Consider the following 18,773-nt stretch of genomic DNA (forward strand, 5'->3'; position numbering starts at 1 on the left):
CGTCCCGTCGCGCTGCCGGTCACCTCGGCCTGACTCACCGTCCCGTCGCGCTGCCGGTCACCTCGGCCTGACTCACCGTCCCGTCGCGCTGCCGGTCACCTCGGCCTGACTCACCGTCCCGTCGCGCTGCCGGTCACCTAGGCCGGCCCCGGCTCCTGACGCGAGGAGCCGGGACCGGCCCGTGTTCCCGCCAACCCTCCCCTCGTCCCGGCGGAGGGAAGGGCATGGCCTGGCGGGAGCGCCGGTGGCTAGTTCTCCTCGTACGGCGCGGGCGGCTGCAGGGAGGCGCACCCCTCGAAGACCCGCTTCTCGGCAGCAGAGCCGGGCTTGACCTGCTTGAATCCGGCCGGCTTCTCCTCCTTGCCGATGGGCTGCCAGACACCGCCCGCGCGCAGGCACTCGGCCCACGCGGCGAACTTGGCCTCGTCCTCGGGTGAGGACGGTTCGGAGCTGCCGAGGATCACCGAGTCCCACTCCTTGCACGCCTTCATGCCGGCGTCGAGCCTGGCCTGGGTGACCTTGGTGACGGCACTGGTGTCGAGGTCCTGTCCCTTGACCGGGTCCGGGATGTCGATCCCGTTCTGCCGCATGCATTGGGCGAACTTCACCGCCGTCTCATGCCAACTGGGCGTGGCCGAGGCGGAAGGGCTCGCCGCGCTGGCGAAGCTCTGGGCTCCGCACGCCGCGCTCAGCGCCAGGGTGGGAAGGGCGGCCAGGACGGCGAGACGCCGCTTGGTGATCAACACGGTCTCCTCCAATGGGTCGGGGCTGACTGTCCAACACCCTGGCCCGCCCCTGTGAGCGGCCCGTCAGCGCCATGTCATGAACGTGTAATAGCTTTCAAGTCCGGGCAAACCGCATGTCAGGGCGGCAGATACTGGAACGCATGGCTCGCGTGTTGCTGATCGAGGACGACCCGAACGTCAGGGACGCTCTGACACTCGCCCTCAAGGGCAGGGACCACGAGGTCGAATCGGCGGCATCCGGGGAGGAAGGGCTGGAGCGGCTGGCGCGCTTCGCCGCCGACGTGGTGGTGCTCGACCTCATGCTGCCCGGCATCGACGGGTTCGAGGTCTGCCGTCGCATCCGTGCGACCACCGCTACCTCGATCGTGATGCTGAGCGCGCGGGGCGACGACTTCGACGTGGTCGGCGGGCTCGAGGCCGGCGCGGACGACTACGTGGTCAAGCCGGTGCGTCCGCAGGTGCTGGAGGCCCGGATCAGGGCGGTGCTGCGCCGTACCGACAGCGTGCCCTCGCCCGCGGAGACCTATGGCGCGCTGTGCGTGGACCGCGCCTCCCTGACCGTGAGCAGGGGCGGGCGGCAGGTCGCGCTGCCGCCGATGGAGCTGCGGCTGCTGCTGTATCTGTCGGCCGCGCCGGGGCAGGTCTTCAACAGGCAGCAGTTGCTGGAGTCGGTGTGGGAGCACGACTACCTGGGCGACTCGCGGCTGGTGGACGCGTGCGTGCAGCGACTGCGCGCCAAGATCGAGGACGTGCCGGCCGAGCCGAGGTATGTGCAGACCGTGCGCGGGTTCGGCTACCGCTTCGGGCCGGTATGACCTGGCTGCGGGGGTTGCGGGCCCGGTTGGTGATCACGTTCGTGCTGGTGGGCGGGCTGAGCGCGGTGGGGGCCGCCGGGCTGACCTACTACAAGGCGCGGACCAACCTGCTGGCCGGGGTGCAGGACCGGTCGCTGAAGGACTTCAGGAACCGGGTGCTGCTGCTGTCGCGCGACGTCGCGCTGCCCGCCGCCGACGACGAGCTCGCCCGGCTCGCCGAGGATCTCGAGGTGGGCGACCGCGAGGTGTACGTGGTCAGGGACGGCGCCGTCCCCAGCGACGCCCGCATCACCGCCGAACTGCGCCAGGCCGTCCTGCGGAGGCCGGAGCTGATCTGGCAGCGGGTGACCCGCGACGGCGTGCCGTACCTCGTGGGCGGCAGCCGGGTCATGCTCCTCGCGGGCGGCACCCCGTCGGGGATCACCATCTATCTCGTCGAGTCGCTGGCGCAGGCCGCCGCCGACGAGGCGGCCGTGCTGCGCGCCGCGCAGGCGGCGGCCCTGCCCGTCGTGCTGCTGGCGGTGCTGGCCGGGCTGCTGGCCGCGCGCGGCGTGCTGCGCCCGGTCGCCGACCTGGACCGCGCGGCCCGGCGGCTGGGCGAAGGGCGGTTGGAGACCCGCCTGCCGGTGCGCGGCGGCGACGAGCTGGCACGGCTGGCGGGACGGTTCAACGAGACCGCCGCCGCGCTGGAACGTTCGGTCGACGAACTGCGCGAGATGGAGGCCAGGTCGCGGCGGTTCGTCGCCGACGTCTCCCACGAACTGCGCACCCCGCTGGCCGCCGCCACCGCCGTCACCGACGTCCTCGAAGCCGGCGCCGACCGGCTGGACGCCGACGCCGGGACCGCCGCCCGGCTGGTCACCGCCGAGGTCGCCCGGCTCACCAAGCTCGTCGACGATCTGATGGAGATCTCCCGCTTCGACGCCGGAGCCGCCGTGCTCAACCTCAACGAGGTGGACGTCGGCGCCTCCGTCGCCGCCTGCCTGCGCTCGCGCGGCTGGAGCGACCGTGTCACCGCCGACCTGCCGCCGGACATCCGGGTCGCGCTCGACCCGCGCCGCCTGGACGTCATCGTCGCCAACCTCGTCGGCAACGCGCTGCGGCACGGCGCGCCGCCCGTCACGGTCCGGGTGCGCGCCGGCGGCCAGGCCGTCGTCGTCGAGATCGCCGACCACGGGCCGGGTCTGCCCGCCGACGTCCTCCCGCACGTCTTCGAGCGCTTCTACAAGGCCGACGCCGCCCGCGCCCGCTCCGAAGGCAGCGGTCTGGGGCTGGCCATCGCCCGCGAGAACGCCCTGCTGCACGGCGGTGACCTCACCGTCGCCGCCGGTCCCGGAGCCGCCTTCACCCTCACCCTGCCGAGGGAGCGCCCGTGAGACGCCCTGCCGAGGGAGCGCCTGTGAGAACCTGGCTCCTCGCCCTGCTCCTGACAGTGTGTACGGCCTGCGGGGTCGGCCCCACCCCCGTGATCGGCGCCGGAGAGGCGGCCCGCGGCTTTGTCCAGGGCACCCGCCTGTATTTCGTGCAGCAGGACCGCCTCGTCTCCGTCGGCCGTCCCGAGGGCCCGCTGGAGGCCGCCGAAGCCGTCGAGCTGCTGACCGGCGGGCCCACCTCGAAGGAGAGCGAGCGCGCCCTGGACACCCGCCTGCCCAGGAACCTGGCCGTCCGGGTGAGCGACGACGGGTTCACGCTGGACAAGGGCGCGCCGATGTTGGTGGGCGGCCGATGGCTGCCGCCGGTCTCCCGCCTGTCGCGGATGGCGACCGGGCAGCTCGTCTGCACGATCGCTGCCGCCACCGCCGCCGAGCGCGGCATGGACGTGGACGACGTGCGGGTGACCGTACCGGACAGGGGGCAGGTCGGCTGTGATGACTTCAGATGAGCTGTGACCTCAAATGAGCTGTGATGGCGTAAATGAGTTGCCCGGGACGGCCGGTGTCTGGCGTCATTGATCGCGTTCGGGATGTAGCCGGAAGGAGGCGACATGACAATGACGTACAACGAGGTGGCCGGCACGCGCCACCCGCTCAGGATGTGGACGGACCCGGAGACGGTCGAGCCGCAGGCGATGCAGCAACTGCGTAACGTGGCGGACCTGCCGTGGGTCCACGGTGTCGCCGTCATGCCGGACGTGCACCACGGCAAGGGCGCGACGGTGGGCTCGGTCATCGCGATGAAGGACGCCGTCTCCCCGGCGGCGGTCGGGGTGGACATCGGCTGCGGGATGACCGCGATCAAGACGTCCTACAAGAGCTCGCAGCTCCCGGACGATCTCGCCTACCTGCGCGGCAAGCTGGAGCAGGCCGTCCCGGTCGGGTTCGGGCACCACAAGCAGGCCGTGGACCCGTCCAAGATCCACGAGTTCAGGGTCGCGGGCTGGGAGAAGTTCTGGAAGGGCTTCGACGAGCTGGCGCCGGCCGTGCACGCGCGGCGGGAGCGGGCCGAGGTGCAGATGGGCACCCTGGGCGGCGGCAACCACTTCCTGGAGATCTGCGCCGACGACGAGCAGAACGTGTGGGTCGTGCTGCACTCGGGTTCGCGCAACATCGGCAAGGAGCTGGCCGAGCACCACATCGGGATCGCTCGCGGGCTCTCGCACAACCAGGGGCTGGTCGACCGGGACCTGGCGGTCTTCCTCGGCAAGACGCCGGAGATGGACGCCTACCGGCGCGACCTGTTCTGGGCGCAGGACTACGCGCGGCGCAACCGGGCGGTCATGATGGGCCTGGTCTGCGACGTGCTCCGGCGCCACCTCCAGGGCGTCACCTTCGACGAGCCGATCTCCTGCCACCACAACTACGTCGCGGAGGAGCGTTACGACGGCGTGGACGTGCTCGTCACCCGCAAGGGCGCGATCCGCGCGGGATCCGGCGAGTTCGGCATCATCCCCGGCTCGATGGCGACCGGCACCTACATCGTGAAGGGCCTGGGGAACGCCGCCGCGTTCAACTCGGCCTCACACGGCGCGGGCCGCCGGATGAGCCGGACGAAGGCGAGGAAGACCTTCACGCTGGCCGACCTCAAGGCGCAGACCGACGGCGTCGAGTGCCGCAAGGACACCGGGGTGATCGACGAGATCCCCGGCGCCTACAAGGACATCCGGTCGGTCATGGCGGCGCAGACCGACCTCGTCGAGGTGGTCGCCCACCTCCGGCAGCTCATCTGCGTCAAGGGCTGAGGACCCGGCAGCGGCGCGGGCCGACCGCCGTCCGCCGGGCAGGCCGGGGCGGGCCGATTGGAGTTCTCCGACCGCCTCGGGGAGCATCTGTCGGGTGACTGGCAAGCGGCTCGTGAAGGATGCGGGCGTCGTCCGCCGGCAGTGTGCGGATCGCACCGGTCAGAATCTGCGAGTAGTACCCGCGTCGGCTGTGAGGGGCGACACGGTCGGCGAAGGAGACGTGTGGACGAGAGCGTGTCGTTGGCTCAACTTGCCCGTCGGCTGGAAGAGGTGGTCGGTGAGCTGCGCGGCATCCCCGTCGACGTCGAGCGGCTGGAGGACAGCGAGCTCGTCCGGCAGCAGATCGCGCAGGCCACCCGCTCGGCGAGGGAGCTGCGGGCCATGCACCCGGTGGGCTCACAGGAGAAGGGCCGCCAGGAGCAGAAGAGCAGGCGCAACGTGCTCGACGTCCTGCAGCGCGGCATGACGATGCGCACGATCGTCCACGCGAGTATGTTGGACGACCCCCGCAAGGCGGCCCGGATCGGGGAGCTGCATGCCGCCGGCAACCTGCACCGGGTCATCGACGAGCCGATCCAGCAGCTGCTCGTCTTCGACCGCGCGGTGGCGTTCATCCGGATCACCCCCGTCGCCTACTCGCCGGGCGCCCTGATGATCAGGCAGCAGAGTCTGATCGCCATCCTCATCGACCTGTTCGAGCAGACCTGGGCCAGGGCCAGGGAGGTCACCGAGCCGACGCACCGGCTGACCCCGCGCGAGCGCGAGGTGCTCGCTCTGATCGCCGAAGGGCGCTCCAACAGCGCCATCGCCCGCGCGCTGTCGATCACGGAGGCGGCCGTCGGTAAGCACGTGGCCAGCGTGTTCGTCAAGCTTGAGCTACCCACGACTCAGGACGACAACCGGCGGGTGCTGGCGGTGCTCGCCTATCTGCGCGGCGCGGCACGGTAGTGCCAGGCATACCCGATCCTCGCCCCAGCCCCAATGCAGCCGGAATCCGGTACGGATTTCAATAACGTCATGCAACGAATGACTGGACTACTGGTTGGCGCGATCTTCGGCGCGGTCTTCATCGTCGTCAACGCGCAGAGCCCGCTGAACGCCGTGGCCGTGAATTCCCTGCGGGTGGCCGCCTGCTTGGGGGCCGCGAGTGTTGTCGCCATGTGGTTCGCCACGGCCCGGAAGGACCGGAAGGAACAGTCCACCGCGGGCCCACGGCGGAACATGTTCGGCCGTGGCTACCTGATCATCGTCGCCGCCGAGGTGATCCTGCTGTTCGGCGGAATCCGGGTGCTCGCCGCATGGGAACGTCCTGAGCAGACCAACGTGGCCTGGGTGGCGTTCGTAGTCGGTGTGCACTTCGTCGCGCTGGCGCCTGTCTGGAAGGACTGGAGCATCGCCGTACCCGGTGTGGTCCTCACCCTGCTCGGCGCCGCCGGTCTCGTTCTGGCGTCGACGGCCGCCGTCGCCTGGGTGCCGCTTGTCAGCGGTGTGCTGTCCGGGGTGGTGCTCCTGACCGGCACCGCCACCTTCGGATTGCGTGCCATGACGGCTCGGACGGCCTAGCCGGACCGCGGCCGGGCTGCCCGGATCGAAGGCGGTGTGGGCGTGCCCGGTCGCCGCGCCTCTGCCGCTCGGCCGGCGCATCGCTAGGGTGGCGCTCCCGGAATGAAAGGATCATCGTGCCGCAGATGCCCCGGCTGCCGCCGCCAGGGCTGTCGGCGTGGGTGGCGGCTGCGGCTGTCGCCGCCCTCCCGACCTGGGAGCTGTGGCGCGAGCGGCTCGAGGTCGAGACGTCCGCCCGGGCCCAGGGAGAGTTCACCCGGATCTACGGGTACGTGTGCCCCTTCAGCGGTGGATCGACGCTGTCACCGCTTGCCCTGCTCCGCCATGACCTCGAAACGGTCATGGAGATCACGGCGGCCTGGGCGGTTCCGGCTCTCGTGGTCCTCCTCGGCCTCCTCGCGTGTCTCGGCCGCGGGGATCCCGGGATCGTGGGCCGGCGGGTGGTGGGACTCCTCGTCCTGATCGCGGTCATCGAACCTCTCATCTCGTTGTACGGCGAGCGGGGGATCTGCTCCGAGTCGATCCCGCCGTTCGGCGCCGACTGGTTCGGCGCGGTGGCCGGCGGTTGGGGGACCACCCAGCTGTGTCTCCTGGCGGCCGCGACGCTGGTGTTCGCCGCGTCGAGGAGGACACGGCCCGTCACCGGGGGAGAATCGGTTCCGTCCCGGCCCGGGACGGTGTGGCGGCGGCCGGCGGCGGCCCTGGCCGACTATCTGATCGCTGTTGCGGTGCTCGGTGCCGTGGCGGGCCCGGTCTGGTCCTTGGCCGGTTCCGGCTCCGGCTCCGGGTTCCGCATGGGATACGGGCTCCTGGGGCAGGTCCACCTGTTCCGGAGCAGCGTGAAGCCCGTGGAACTGGCCATCCTGTCCGGGCTGTTCCTCTACTTCTGGGTGCAGCATGCCCTGTGGGGGCGGACGCTGGGCAAGCGCCTGCTGGGTGTCCGCGTCGTCGCCGCGCGGACGGGCGGACGGTTGGGGGCGGGGCGGGCGGCTCTGCGCACGCTGGCCTTCCCTCTCCTCTCCTTCGTCCCCGGCGTCGGGCTGCTGTGCCTCCTCGTGGACGGGCTGTGGACACTTCTCGATCCGGAAGGCCGTGTCCTTCATGATCGCTGGCTGGGCGCCGCGGTGGTGCCCGACCGGAAGAAGAACCCTCAGCACTCGTGACGAAGGGGGCTGGGGGCCGGTCCCCAACGACCGGCGGCCGGTCGCCGGGGGGCGTTCCCGCGCGGCGGTCAGCCGAGCCAGCGGCCGTCGCGCATGAGGTCGCGTCCCCGCAGCTCGTTCTCCTCACGCCAGGCCTGGATGCGCCGCGGCCGGATCAGGAAGTACTGGTAGGGCTCGTCGAGCCCGCGCGGGTCGAAACCGGTCCTGGCCGCGAACGCGTCGCCCGCCTCAGGGGGGAGGCCGGCGATGTCCACCGGCTCGGCGGTGCCGTCGACGACGACGACGTCGCGGGTCGGCCCGAGGCTGAGTCGCACCCGGCTGTCCGCCAGCAGGTTGCGGCCGGTGACCGAGGCGCGCGGTGTCGAGATGAGGAACGCGGTCCCGTCCCAGAGGTATGAGAGCGGGATGAGGTGGACGCCGCCCGGGGAGCCCGACGTCGCGATCCAGAGATCGACGCCGCTCTCCAGCCTCGCGCGAGTGTCCCGCAGCCTCTCCTCAAGTCCACGCGGCGGCGCGTCCGTCATGCTTCCTCCAGTCACTTCGTGGAGAGCCCTTCCTCCGGGGACGGGCTCCGTCGGTCAGCGGCCGGTTCACCGGGGCCGCGGGCTTGTCGGACGCCATGATCTCAGCCCGGCGGCTGTCTCGTGACCGGCGGCCAGGCAGGTCAGGCAGGCGGTGTAGAAGCGGTCGGCGGCCGTGGGGTCGGCGACGTCGAGGGTGACGGATTCGATGGACGTCATGGTCATCACGCTATTTGCGGCTCGGCGACCGGCGCTTCTCGATTCCTGACCGGTCTGGTCACCTGCTTGGCCACGCACGACGGCATCCCCGCCGTCGCGCGCGCCGCCTGGCGCCGGTAGGCGCTGGGCGACATGCCGACCAGCTCGGTGAAGCGGGTGCTGAAGGTGCCCGGCGACGAGCAGCCGACCGCGAAGCAGACCTCGGTGACGCTGAGATCGCCACGGCGCAGCAGCGCCGTCGCGCGCTCGATGCGCCGCGTCATCAGATAGGAGTACGGTGACTCGCCGTAGGCGCGCCGGAACTCGCGGCTGAGGTGCCCGGCGGACATGTGCACGCCGCGGGCCAGCGCCTCGACGTCCAGCGGCTGCGCGTACTCCCGGTCGATCCGGTCGCGGACACGGCGCAGCCGCGCCAGGTCCTTCAGGCGCTGCGCCGCGGTGAGTGCGCGCCCCCACGAGGGGTGACACATGTGAGAACTCCTTTTCATCGATGTCCGCGGGCACCTGCGTCGCATGTCGAGGCAGGCGGCGAGGTGCTCGGTGGCGATGACCGGCTCGCCGGAGTCGACGAGCCGGTCGAGCAACTGCTCGATGGTGGTGGGGTGGAGGCCGGTGGTCGCGGCTCCGGCCGTCATGGCCGGAGCGATGACCGGACGGCTCAGCGGAGCTCCTGGATGCGGACCAGGTTGCCCGCGGGGTCGCGGAAGGCGCAGTCGCGGACGCCGTAGGGCTGCTCGGTCGGCTCCTGGACGACCTCGGCGTCGCCGGCCTGCACCTTCTCGAAGGTGCCGTCGAGGTCCGGGGTGGCCAGCACGATCCAGCCGTAGGTGCCCTTGGCCATCATCTCGGCGATGACGCGGCGCTCGTCGTCGGTGATGCCGGGGTCGACGGCCGGCGGCGCCAGGAGGATGGAGGTGCCGGGCTGGCCGGCGGGGCCGACCGTGATCCAGCGCATCTTGCCCTGCCCGACGTCGTTGCGGACCTCGAAGCCGAGGACGTCGCGGTAGAAGGCCAGGGAGACGTCCGGGTCGTCGTGCGGGAGAAAGGTGGTGTGAATGGTGAGTTCCATGACGGTCACGCTAGCCGCGGCTCGGTGACCGGCGCTTCTCGATTCCTGACCGGTCTGGCCACTTCACGCCGGCGCGGGCCTTCGAGATCCGCACCGCCGCGAGTGCGTCGCCGGCGGGCGTGAAGAAGGATCCGTGGATCCGCCAAGTAGGGGTGTGACCCACCGAGAAGCGACCATGACCACCGTACGGCCGCGCGGAGCGTTCCCGCGGGGAGGGGCGGAAGAGATCACATGAGCGCGTTGCAGGATGTGAGTGATCTCCCGCGCGGAGCCGAGGACGCGGACCTGATCGAGGAGTCCCTCCGTTTCCCCGAACGGTTCGCGGTGCTCTACAACCGCTACGTCTCGGAGATCCACCGCTACGTCGCCGGACGGCTGGGTACGCAGATCGCCGACGACCTGACCGCGGAGATCTTCCTCGCGGCCTTCCACGGGCGGGCCGGCTTCGACGCGCGCCGCGGGGTCGTCCGGGGCTGGCTGTACGGCATCGCCGTCAACACCGTCGCGGGGCACCGCAGGAGCGAGTTCCGGCGGCTGCAGGCTCTGCAGCGGGCACCGGTGGAGGGCGTGGCCGAGGCCGGGCACGAGGACCTGGTGGCCCGCCGGCTGACGGCCGCGGGCGTGCAGGGAAGGCTCGCCTCGGCCCTGGCCACGATCCCGGACGCCGACCGCGACGTGCTGCTGCTCGTCGCGCTGGCGGAGCTCGGCTACGAGGAGATCGCCCAGGCCCTCGACATACCGGTGGGAACCGTCGGCTCCCGGCTCAACCGGGCCCGCAAGAAGCTGCGCGCCGCGCTCGGCGGCGTCAACCCCATGTTCGGAGGAGCAGATGGATGACCTGACCGCGATCCGGGAGCTGCTCTCGGAACCGCCCATCTCCCCGGAAGCGGCCGCGGCCGGCCGGGACCGGCTCGCCGCCGCCTTCTCCGGCACCTCCCGGCAGACCTGTTCGAGGAGCGTTCAGATGACCGACGAGACAACCCCCGGCCCCGTACGCAAGGACAGACGTGCGGCAACGCGGACCGCTCGGCGGACCGCCCTCGGCGTGGGCCTGCTCGGCGCCGCGGCGGCCGTGACCCTGCTGATCACGTCGGCGACCTCGGCGGGGGGCCCGGGGGCGGGGCCCGCCACCGTGGTGGCCTCCGACCGGCCCGTCAGGGTGCTGACCGCTCAGCAGGTGCTCCTGGCGGCCGCGGCCTCGGCCGCGAGGACACCCGCGGAGGGGGCGAACTGGGTCCGCGGCGCTGTCTCCGGGAAGCAGAGAGCCGAACCCGGCGGCCGATACACCCTTGAACTGACCTCCTCGACCGAGATGTGGGTCTCGCCGGCACCCGGCAAGCCCATCTGGTTCATCAGCCAGGATCTGGGGACCAGGCCGGCGACGCCGCGGGACGAGGAGGCGTGGCGCGCGGCCGGCTCCCCCACGAGCTGGGTCTACCCCGGTCCGGGCGGCAGGCCCGGCGAGGCCGGGAGCGTGACGTTGCGGAGCGGGCCGGGCGAGCCCGTGGCCACCCGGGACGCCACCGGCAAACTGTCGGTCGCGCTGCTCGGCAAGCCCATGTCCCGGGCCGCGCTCAGCGAGCTGCCGACGACCCCGGACGGCCTGCGTGACTACCTGAAGCCGGTCATCACCAAGCGGTACGGCGCGGAGGCCGCCGACGTGGACATGGACGCCGAGCTCTACGAGACCGGCGTGCGCGTCATCATCGACCTCCCGGTCCCGCCCGAGGTGCGGGCGGCGGCCTACCGCATGCTCGCCTCGCTGCCCGGGGTGACCGCGGACGGCGAGGTCACCGACCCGCTCGGCCGCACCGGTCAGGCGGTCAGCCTCCGGCACTCCACCGGGGAGTACCGGCTCATCATGGACACGGTCACCGGGCAGCCGCTCGCGTCGGTGTCGACCATCAAGGACACGGGCGGGGAGACCCGTTCCTACACGGCGGTCAAGAGAGCCGGCTGGACCGACGACGAGCCCGAGCTGCCCGCCCGCCGGCGCGGCTCGGAGGACCCACCGGCCTGACGCCTCAGGCCGCCTTACCCGCCTCTCCGGGGCGAGGCGGGCAGGGCGGCCGAGAGCTCAGGCTCTTCCTCCACCCGGTCGTCGTCGGCGAGGGCAGGCGCCTGTTCCCCGACGGCGTCGACCCCAGGACCTGGCGGCCGAGAAAAATGGATCATCCGTCCGACATCTGTTCTATGGTGTTTGGAATGGCACCTCCAGTGTGCTGTCTGCACATGAAGCGACATACACCATGGCCTGGCCGGAACGGTCAGGGCGAGGGTGATCCCATGTCGGATGGTCGTCATTGAAGAAGGTACGGCGCACACCTTGTGAATTGTGGATAAAGGAGCTGGAGGACAGCGAGGTCTTACCCGACCCTTTCGACCTTGGACCGTTCGACAGACCCTTCCCAGGATGACGATCGATCGGGGACGGATCGGGAAAGCGGTGAACGCGACAGCGCGGCGATCGCGCCGACCATGCCGCTCATGAAAGACGAAGTCGCTTATCTGACGCGATTGTCCCGCGCCTTCACACGCCTCGACAAAGAAAGCTGATGTCCAGCATGTCCACTGTCAATCCGTTCCAGCACCAGGGTGAGCGCGAGGTCCCGGAGATCGGGCCGGTGAGGCGCTGCACGCTGCCGTCCGGCGAGGAGGGTTACCTGGTGACGCGGTACGAGGACGCCCGGCGCGTCCTGTCCGATCCGGTCTTCAGCCGGGCCGCCACGCTGGAGCCCGGCGCCCCTCGCTACGCGCCGAGGGCGTCGGTGGGAGTGCCCGACAGCCTGCTCGATATGGACGCGCCCCGCCACACGCGGTTGAGAGGCATCGCGTCCAGGGCTTTTACCCGCCGCCGCATCGAGTCCATGCGACCGGGCATTCAGGAGGTCGTCGCCCGGCTGCTGGACGACATGGGCGAGTCCGGCCCGCCCGTCGACCTGGTGGAGGCGCTGTGCGCGCCCCTGCCGATCACAGTGATCTGCCAGCTGCTCGGCGTGCCGTACGAGGACCGCGCGACCTTCCGCGGATGGTCGCAGGCCATGCTGTCGGTCACGGATCCACCCGAGACGGTGTTCGAGGCCGCCAGGAACCTGCGCGGTTACATGTCCGACCTGGTTGCCGCCAAGGCCGCCGGACCGGGCGACGACCTGCTGAGCACCCTCTCGTCAGCAGACGGCGGGGAAGACGCGCTCACCGGTCCTGAACTGGTCAATCTCGCGGTCGTGCTCCTCGTCGCAGGGCACGAGACCACGCTCAGCCAGCTCGCCGCGAGCGTGTACACGCTGCTGTGCCGGCCGGAGATGTACGCGGCGCTGCACTCCGACCCGTCACTCGTCCCGGCGGCGATGGAGGAGCTGCTGCGTGTCCACCCGGCCGTCCCCCAGCTGCTCTTCCGGGTCACCACAGAGCACGCGGAGATCGGGGGTGTGCGCATCCCCGCGCGTAGCGGGGTCGTGGTGTCGGCGTCCGCCGCCAATCGCGACGGCACCGCGTTCGCCGACGCCCACGAGATCGATCCGCGCCGTCCTGACAACGCCCATGTGAGCTTCGGGCACGGTCCGCACTTCTGCCTGGGCGCGCTGCTCGCCCGTACCGAACTCCAGCTGGCGATGGCCGGGCTGGTGCGGCGGTTCCCGAGCCTGGAACTCGCCGTCCCCCCTTCGGCGATCCGGTGGCGGGCCGGCCATCTCGTCAGCGGTCCCACCACGCTGCCCGTGACGTGGTAGGGCGGCCCCCCGCCACCCTGATCATGATTTGCCGTGCCGGCCGTGCTCTGCCGGCGGCCCTGCGGTCCGGGTCCGCTTGCCGTCGGGCGCCGACGAGGGCTCACTCCGGTCCGTTTACTCAGGCGGGGTAGGTACGTGTACTCAGGCGGCCGGCTGACTGGTGACAGACCCTTGATGGCATGGACAAACCACTCCAGCCCGTCATGACCGCCGCTTACTTCGCGCAGTGCGTCGTCTCCTTCGGCATGGCGCTCGGTAGCGTGGCGCTCGGCGTCGTCTTCCTGCCGATCGACCCCTGGATCCGCGCGTTCCTCGCGGTCGCCGTGCTGTACACGGTGACGTCGGCCTTCAGCCTGGCCAAGTGCGTGCGCGACCGGCAGGAACTCGTCAGCGTGTCAAGCCGCGTCGACCAGGCGCGCCTCGACAAGCTGCTCGCCGAGCACGACCCCTACAAGGTCGACAATCTCTGAGCCGTCCCTCCGGCCGCCCTACCCCTCGTCGAGTCCCCGCTCGATCGCGTAACGGACGAGCTCGACCCGGTTGTGGAGCTGGAGCTTGTTCAAGGTGTTCTGCACGTGGTTCTGCACGGTCCGGTGGCTGAGCACCAGCCGTTCGGCGATCTGCCTGTAGGAGAGGCCCTTGGCGACCAGGCGCAGCACCTCGGTCTCCCGGCCGGTGAGGCGTGGCCCGTCGTCGGAGGGGCGCTGCGTGGCGAGGCGGCGATACTCGCCGAGCACCAGCCCGGCCAGACCGGGGGTGAAGACCGGTTCTCCTTCGGCGGTGCGCCGGACGGCGTCGAGGAACTCCTCCCGGCCGGCCGACTTGACCAGGTAGCCGGAGGCCCCGGCCTTGACCGCCTCAAGCACGTCCTCGTGCTCGCCGCTCGCCGACAGCACCAGTACGCGGGGCGGGTGGTCGGACGCGGCCAGCCCCCTGGCCACCTCCACACCGGGCAGATCGGGAAGCCGCAGGTCGAGGATGACCACGTCGGGGCGTATGGTGGCGGCGACGCGGAGCGCCTGGCGGCCCTCGCCCAGGGCCGCCACCACCTCGTACGTGGCGTTCTCCAGGTCGCGGGCGACCGCGTCCCGCCACATCGGGTGGTCGTCCACCACCATCACCCGCAGCGCGCTGGTCATGCCGCAACTGTAAACCGGCCCGTGTCCCCGCCTAAGGCGTGCGGGTATGCCCGCCGGCGGGAGGCCGTGCGAGGACGGGGATGACCAGCTCGACCTCGGTCCCCTGGCCGGGCACGGACGTGAAAGCGACGGTGCCGCCGAGGCCGGCGATCCGGCCCCGGATGGACTGCGCGATGCCGAGCCTGCCCTCCGCCTCCGCCTCCGAGAGGCGTCCCGCGGGGATGCCGGGGCCCTCGTCGCGCACCGTGATGGTCATCGAGACGCCGTCGTCCTCGGCGAAGACCCAGGCCCTCGCGTCCTCGCCGCAGTGCCACCGGACGTTGTCGAGCGCCGCGCCCACGGCCGCGACGACCTCGCGAGCCTGACCGGCGGGGAGTGGCAGAGGGGTCGCGGGCGTCGACACGGTGACCGTCGCCGTGGTGTATCGGCGCAGGCGGGCCCCCACGTCGACGAGGCCCGAGCCGTCCTGCTCCGCCGCGGCCGGCCCGCCGCGGATCAGCTCGCGCACCGCCGCCTCCTGCTCTCCGGCGAGCCGTCCCAGTTCGGCGGCTTCCCCGCCGATCTCCAGCCCACGGCGTTGCACGAGCGCCAGCACCTGGAGAACGGAGTCATGGATGCCGCGAGCGAGCCGCTCGCGTTCCCGGCCGGCCGCCTCTATCTCGACGGCCCGTTGCAGCCGTTCTTCCGCCTGTTCGGTGAGCCGGGCCGCATGGCCGACGACGGTTCCGGCGAGGATCATCAGCACGGTTCCGGTGACGGGGACGGGCACGGGGTGATCGAATCCGCGCAGCCCGCGCAGCCACAGGTCGCCGAGCGACAGCACGACCGCCGCGACCGCCCCCGCCCGCCGCCCGCCGTACACGGCCCAGGCGAGGACAGGCCCCCCGATCCAGGTCGCCGTGACCGGCATGACACCTGCCGGGCCGGCGTCAGGCCCCTGGACGTACGGCGAAGCCAGCAGGCAGCCGAGGGTGACGAGAACGTCCGTCACCAGCAGCGGGCGGCTTCTCGCGGTCGAGTAGGCGATGGTGGTGGCCACGGTCCAGGCCGTCATCACGCCGAGGACGAGCCAGCCCGCGACGGGGCGCTGGTAGCCGCCGGCGCCCGCCAGCAACAGTGCGGCGTAGCCCAGGGAGGCGACGCGGTAGACCGCGACAGCGCGCCAGAACGACCCCTCGATCCCCATACGGCCCCATCACGCTCGATCGGCGCTGTTCCCGGTGGCCCGACTATACGGCGGCCCGCGCCGGAGGGGCGTTCCGCCGGGTGGGCCGGCCCTCGGCCGTCGGAAGGAGGGTCAGGACACCGCCTTCTGGATGACGGCCTGGGGCGGCAGGTCGATCCCGGCCGGAAGAGCGATCGTCTGTTCCGGAGCAGCGCAGCCCTGAGCGGAGCGGATCATGAATCCTCCTGTCGCGGTGAGCGGTGAACGGTCGGGTCAGTCGCCGGCCAACGCCAGGCTTGCGCGCCCATCGCCCTCGTAACGGTAACGAAGACGGACCTCGTCGCCGGGGACGACCTCGATCTCGGAGTCCAGGGCCCAGCAGGCGGTGAACCAGTGGCTCAGCTCGTCCCCGTCCCAGGGGGCGGTCGACATCGACACGCCGGGAGACATCTGCGCCTCGAAATAGAGCACAGCTCCTGACACGGTCCCGTGCCGGGAGGCGGCGAGGGTGACCTCGCCTTCGAACACCCGGGCGTCCTGTCGAAGGTCGATCCTGCTCAGCGGCTGCGCGGTCGACATCCGCCGCCACTGCTGGACGGTCTCCGGCCTCTCGTAGAACCCCGCCACCCGCCCTCGGTCGGCATCCAGCATGGGGGAGAAGTCGATGCCGTAGCGGCTCTGCCACCGCTTGATCTGCTGGGGAAGGATGCGCTGCTGACCCACGGCGTTCTCGGGCATGTCCACGAGGTAGAGGTAGGTTTCAAACGACGAGGGGATGAGCCGGGCATCCGGGGTGAGCAGTCTCTTCCGGGCGTCCTGCACCGACTCCCAGATGACCATGTCCAGCGCGTCGTTGCCGACGATGTCGGTTGTCAGGACGGTGGCGGGCTCGGGCAGCTCGGTCGTGCTGGACCAGCCCTTGACGAAGCTGATCCGCTCCGCCACCCCGTTGGCCCTGGCTATCTCCGCGGCGAGGTCACCGCTTCTCGCCGGTTCCACGGCGTAGACGTGCCTGGCGCCGGCCTTGGCCGCGGCGACGGCCAGGATTCCCGAGCCGGTGCCGAGATCGAGCACGACATCGTCAGGGGTCACCACCTCGTTGATCGCCCGGATGAAGGTGGCCTTCCTGATCGGATCTTCCAGGATGCGGATGTTCAGGTGGGCCAGCCCGTAACCCCCGGTCGGGAACATCAGATCGGTGAAGCCCGTCGGCGGTTCCTCGGTGAGGATGCCCGCGCTCACCAGCATGCTCAGTGTCGTCACCGCCTCCTCCATCGCACGTCGGCCCTTGAGCCGTGGTCCGAGGCGTTGCAGGCATTCGGCGATGGAGGTGGGGGTGTAGAAAGCGTCGAGCAACGCGAGCGTGTGCTGACCGAATTCCCACACGCGTCGATCGTGATGGATCCGGACCAGATTGGCGCTCTCCAACTCCATGAAGAGTTCGGGGACACGCCGCAGTGAGGTGTCGGCCTTCAACATGACTCGGCTCCTTGTTCGGATGATGTTCTGTCACGATTGGCCAGCGCCTGCGCGACCGCCGTGACCAGCGGGCGCCGGAAGTCCCCGAGGGATCCGGGCTCCGCCTCACCGGTCGCGAAGGCGACGCCGTTGCCGGGTTCCACGACCTGGTAGCCGTCGTCGCGTAGTCGTGCGACGTTCCTTCTGACAGCGGGCTTGTCCCACATGGCCCTGCTCGTGGCCGGGACGAGGACGACCGGACAGGAGGCCGCCAGGAGGATCGAGGTGAGCAGGTCGTCGGCGATGCCGTTGGCCACCTTCCCGAGGAAGTTCGCGGTGGCGGGGAGGACGGCGATGACCTCCGCCCAGTCGGCCATCGTCACGTGCGAGTCCCGGCCGGGAGGTAAGTCGTCCCAGCCGGAGAACGTCTCGCACGCCGCGACCGCTCTCAACGATTCCTCTGTGACGAACCGCCGGGCCATTGTGGTCAGCACCACGCGGACGTCGGTCACGCCCAGTTTCAGACCGAGCCAGGGAAGAAGGTGCGGGACGGTCAAGGACGAAACCGAGCCACAGACACCGAGCAGCAGCCTCAACTGTTCCGGCTCCGCGGGAGATGTCATGAGCCCGTCACCTCGCTGAGGACCAGCCATTGTTTTTCCACCTCCGGCAGCACCCCACGCAAGGTGTCGTCCGGCCCGAGGGCCCATGTCGCCTGCGCGTAGTGATCGATCACTCTCCGGGCCGTGAGCACGCCCAGCCATTCACTCTCGGCGGTGTCCAGCGAGCGGCCCAGCGAGGTCTGGTACCGGGTGAGGAACGTTTCGATGCGGAGACGGAGCGCCCGGGGCGCGACTCCCGTCAGGGCGGCCGCCTCAAGGACCTCTCCCATGAGATACGCGACGTCGCTCAGCGGATCGCCGATGCCCGCCTCACGCCATCCGAGAATCGCCACCGGTGAGGTCGGGGCGCACACTCCCGTTGAGAACCTGCCATGGACGAGGGCGACGTTTCGGGGCGGTGCCCCGGGCCACTGCGCCTTCTCCGCCATCAAGGGCGTCAGGTGCGACGGCAGCCGGTCTCTGGCACGCCGTATGCCGGCCGCGGCTCCGTCGTCCGAGGCGAGCCAGGCGCTCCCGGAGCTCCGGTCCGGGAGGACGTCCACGAGGTCGTCCGCCGGGAGCCGGTGCAGAGCACCCAGGAAACGGGCCAGGCCGCCGAGGACGCCGTGCCACCAGCCGTCCTCCCCGATGAACGCCGCGTCGAAGACCCGGTCGCACAACAGCGCGGGGGTGGGCACGGCGTTCCAGGCCGCCAGGACGTGATTGTGAACGCGGACAGGCACGGCGACCGCGCCGGCTTTCGGCATGACGCGGAAGACATCGGCGAGACGGGTGTTGTCCAGATATATCCCGCCGGGTCGCTGCAAGTGCTCGATCCATCGATATCCGTGCGCCGTCCGTATGCAGATCCTGTTTACGAAAGGGCCGCGCATCGATCGCACCACGCTTTTGTCGGCCGTATTCATCAGGGCTTCGACCTGGGAGTTCGATGAGATATCCGGATCCCGGTCAACTTCTGACGGCACCGTTCCTCGCTCTTTCCGCCTTTGACATGGCGCCAGACTAAATGTACTGCGACGACGTGATCAAGCGACATGTTACGAAAAGTGTTGCATATGCGACTGGCCGGGCTTAGTGCCTGTTGTGAGCCATGTAACGCCTAATTAATCTGGCTCCGAGTCAGTGCACCGAAAGAGGAGGACGGCAATGCAAGAAGCGCCAGTCGACGACGCTCTCATCGCGGAGCTCATGGACCGGGTCAAGGAGGACGACTTCCAGGACGTCGACCTGGGATCGATCGATGTCTCCTTCTCCGAGCTCGCTGGGATCAGCGCCGAGGAGTTGCAGCAGTTCCTCGAGGAGAAGGTCGGGGTCTCTCCCGACGAGAGCATCCAAGGCACCTTCACCGGTGTCCTCGTCACACCCGCGACGCACTGCTGAATCGAG

The 18,773-nt window shown here is 70.5% G+C and carries 24 protein-coding genes; 14 read left to right on the forward strand and 10 right to left on the reverse strand.

All coding sequences use genetic code 11. From position 1 onward, the window contains the following. Nucleotides 1-248 precede the first annotated feature (248 nt). A complete protein-coding gene (locus ACZ6R6_RS21785; protein ID WP_470095917.1) occupies nucleotides 249-746 on the reverse strand; it encodes a hypothetical protein in 498 nt (165 codons plus the stop codon). A 140-nt stretch (nucleotides 747-886) separates the two neighbouring features. Between ACZ6R6_RS21785 and ACZ6R6_RS21790 the strand changes: the two genes are divergently transcribed. From ACZ6R6_RS21790 to ACZ6R6_RS21820, 7 genes are all read left to right on the forward strand, one after another. Further along, nucleotides 887-1,561 carry a response regulator gene (locus ACZ6R6_RS21790; RefSeq protein ID WP_470095919.1) on the forward strand — a complete coding sequence of 225 codons (675 nt, stop codon included), beginning with the start codon at nucleotides 887-889 and terminating at the stop codon, nucleotides 1,559-1,561. After that, nucleotides 1,558-2,937, forward strand: coding sequence for an ATP-binding protein (locus tag ACZ6R6_RS21795; protein WP_470095921.1), 1,380 nt, complete (start codon nucleotides 1,558-1,560; stop codon nucleotides 2,935-2,937). The genes ACZ6R6_RS21790 and ACZ6R6_RS21795 overlap by 4 nt, the downstream gene beginning before the upstream one ends. Nucleotides 2,938-2,960: 23 nt before the next feature. Continuing rightward, a complete protein-coding gene (locus tag ACZ6R6_RS21800; protein WP_470095923.1) occupies nucleotides 2,961-3,443 on the forward strand; it encodes a hypothetical protein in 483 nt (160 codons plus the stop codon). Nucleotides 3,444-3,551: 108 nt separating this feature from the next. Then, entirely contained in the window at nucleotides 3,552-4,739 is a 1,188-nt protein-coding gene (locus ACZ6R6_RS21805) for an RtcB family protein (RefSeq protein ID WP_470096219.1), read from the forward strand. A 222-nt stretch (nucleotides 4,740-4,961) separates the two neighbouring features. Beyond that, on the forward strand, nucleotides 4,962-5,687 hold the full coding sequence (locus ACZ6R6_RS21810) for a helix-turn-helix transcriptional regulator (protein WP_470095925.1): 726 nt from the start codon (nucleotides 4,962-4,964) through the stop codon (nucleotides 5,685-5,687). A gap of 78 nt (nucleotides 5,688-5,765) precedes the next feature. Then, entirely contained in the window at nucleotides 5,766-6,302 is a 537-nt protein-coding gene (locus tag ACZ6R6_RS21815; RefSeq protein ID WP_470095927.1) for a hypothetical protein, read from the forward strand. Nucleotides 6,303-6,427: 125 nt separating this feature from the next. After that, complete coding sequence (locus tag ACZ6R6_RS21820; RefSeq protein WP_470096221.1) at nucleotides 6,428-7,465, forward strand: RDD family protein; 1,038 nt, start codon at nucleotides 6,428-6,430, stop codon at nucleotides 7,463-7,465. Nucleotides 7,466-7,533: 68 nt separating this feature from the next. Here ACZ6R6_RS21820 and ACZ6R6_RS21825 read toward each other — a convergent pair whose 3' ends face one another. The 4 genes from ACZ6R6_RS21825 to ACZ6R6_RS21840 form a co-directional block, all read right to left on the reverse strand. Then, nucleotides 7,534-7,989, reverse strand: a complete 456-nt coding sequence (locus ACZ6R6_RS21825) for a pyridoxamine 5'-phosphate oxidase family protein (protein WP_470095929.1) — start codon at nucleotides 7,987-7,989, stop codon at nucleotides 7,534-7,536. A 66-nt stretch (nucleotides 7,990-8,055) separates the two neighbouring features. Beyond that, nucleotides 8,056-8,205 (reverse strand): hypothetical protein, encoded by a 150-nt coding sequence (locus tag ACZ6R6_RS21830; protein ID WP_470095931.1) that lies wholly within the window; start codon nucleotides 8,203-8,205, stop codon nucleotides 8,056-8,058. A gap of 5 nt (nucleotides 8,206-8,210) precedes the next feature. Beyond that, on the reverse strand, nucleotides 8,211-8,675 hold the full coding sequence (locus ACZ6R6_RS21835; RefSeq protein WP_470096223.1) for a helix-turn-helix transcriptional regulator: 465 nt from the start codon (nucleotides 8,673-8,675) through the stop codon (nucleotides 8,211-8,213). Nucleotides 8,676-8,863: 188 nt separating this feature from the next. After that, on the reverse strand, nucleotides 8,864-9,274 hold the full coding sequence (locus ACZ6R6_RS21840) for a VOC family protein (protein ID WP_470095933.1): 411 nt from the start codon (nucleotides 9,272-9,274) through the stop codon (nucleotides 8,864-8,866). A gap of 231 nt (nucleotides 9,275-9,505) precedes the next feature. Between ACZ6R6_RS21840 and ACZ6R6_RS21845 the strand changes: the two genes are divergently transcribed. The 5 genes from ACZ6R6_RS21845 (at nucleotide 9,506) to ACZ6R6_RS21865 (ending at nucleotide 13,472) form a co-directional block, all read left to right on the forward strand. After that, complete coding sequence (locus ACZ6R6_RS21845) at nucleotides 9,506-10,111, forward strand: RNA polymerase sigma factor (protein WP_470095935.1); 606 nt, start codon at nucleotides 9,506-9,508, stop codon at nucleotides 10,109-10,111. Next, nucleotides 10,104-11,294, forward strand: coding sequence for a CU044_5270 family protein (locus tag ACZ6R6_RS21850; RefSeq protein ID WP_470095937.1), 1,191 nt, complete (start codon nucleotides 10,104-10,106; stop codon nucleotides 11,292-11,294). The genes ACZ6R6_RS21845 and ACZ6R6_RS21850 overlap by 8 nt, the downstream gene beginning before the upstream one ends. 365 nt (nucleotides 11,295-11,659) lie before the next feature. Further along, complete coding sequence (locus ACZ6R6_RS21855) at nucleotides 11,660-11,830, forward strand: hypothetical protein (protein ID WP_470095939.1); 171 nt, start codon at nucleotides 11,660-11,662, stop codon at nucleotides 11,828-11,830. 8 nt (nucleotides 11,831-11,838) lie between these two features. After that, nucleotides 11,839-13,002, forward strand: coding sequence for a cytochrome P450 (locus ACZ6R6_RS21860; protein ID WP_470095941.1), 1,164 nt, complete (start codon nucleotides 11,839-11,841; stop codon nucleotides 13,000-13,002). A 179-nt stretch (nucleotides 13,003-13,181) separates the two neighbouring features. Further along, on the forward strand, nucleotides 13,182-13,472 hold the full coding sequence (locus ACZ6R6_RS21865; RefSeq protein WP_470095943.1) for a YiaA/YiaB family inner membrane protein: 291 nt from the start codon (nucleotides 13,182-13,184) through the stop codon (nucleotides 13,470-13,472). Between the two features lie 18 nt (nucleotides 13,473-13,490). Here the strand turns inward: ACZ6R6_RS21865 and ACZ6R6_RS21870 are convergent, their stop codons facing one another. The 5 genes from ACZ6R6_RS21870 to ACZ6R6_RS21890 all read right to left on the reverse strand — a co-directional run bounded on the left by ACZ6R6_RS21870 (nucleotide 13,491) and on the right by ACZ6R6_RS21890 (nucleotide 18,193). Then, nucleotides 13,491-14,141: a response regulator gene (locus ACZ6R6_RS21870; RefSeq protein ID WP_470095945.1), complete on the reverse strand. Its 651-nt coding sequence runs from the start codon at nucleotides 14,139-14,141 to the stop codon at nucleotides 13,491-13,493. Nucleotides 14,142-14,172: 31 nt separating this feature from the next. After that, complete coding sequence (gene macS, locus ACZ6R6_RS21875) at nucleotides 14,173-15,327, reverse strand: MacS family sensor histidine kinase (protein WP_470095947.1); 1,155 nt, start codon at nucleotides 15,325-15,327, stop codon at nucleotides 14,173-14,175. 252 nt (nucleotides 15,328-15,579) lie between these two features. Then, the gene (locus ACZ6R6_RS21880; RefSeq protein WP_470095949.1) at nucleotides 15,580-16,785 is read right to left on the reverse strand and encodes a 50S ribosomal protein L11 methyltransferase; all 1,206 of its coding nucleotides are present in this window, start codon (nucleotides 16,783-16,785) and stop codon (nucleotides 15,580-15,582) included. Further along, entirely contained in the window at nucleotides 16,779-17,474 is a 696-nt protein-coding gene (locus tag ACZ6R6_RS21885) for a flavoprotein (protein ID WP_470095951.1), read from the reverse strand. The genes ACZ6R6_RS21880 and ACZ6R6_RS21885 overlap by 7 nt, the downstream gene beginning before the upstream one ends. Further along, nucleotides 17,384-18,193: a protein kinase family protein gene (locus tag ACZ6R6_RS21890; protein WP_470096233.1), complete on the reverse strand. Its 810-nt coding sequence runs from the start codon at nucleotides 18,191-18,193 to the stop codon at nucleotides 17,384-17,386. The genes ACZ6R6_RS21885 and ACZ6R6_RS21890 overlap by 91 nt, the downstream gene beginning before the upstream one ends. Between ACZ6R6_RS21890 and ACZ6R6_RS21895 the strand changes: the two genes are divergently transcribed. Together ACZ6R6_RS21895 and tvaA are read left to right on the forward strand one after the other, a co-directional pair. Then, nucleotides 18,092-18,319: a hypothetical protein gene (locus ACZ6R6_RS21895; RefSeq protein WP_470095953.1), complete on the forward strand. Its 228-nt coding sequence runs from the start codon at nucleotides 18,092-18,094 to the stop codon at nucleotides 18,317-18,319. The two genes, ACZ6R6_RS21890 and ACZ6R6_RS21895, sit on opposite strands and share 102 nt — an antisense overlap. A gap of 214 nt (nucleotides 18,320-18,533) precedes the next feature. Beyond that, nucleotides 18,534-18,767, forward strand: coding sequence for a thioviridamide family RiPP peptide (tvaA, locus tag ACZ6R6_RS21900; RefSeq protein WP_306861109.1), 234 nt, complete (start codon nucleotides 18,534-18,536; stop codon nucleotides 18,765-18,767). Nucleotides 18,768-18,773: the final 6 nt, after the last annotated feature.

Source organism: Streptosporangium sp. NPDC048886, from assembly GCF_055586905.1.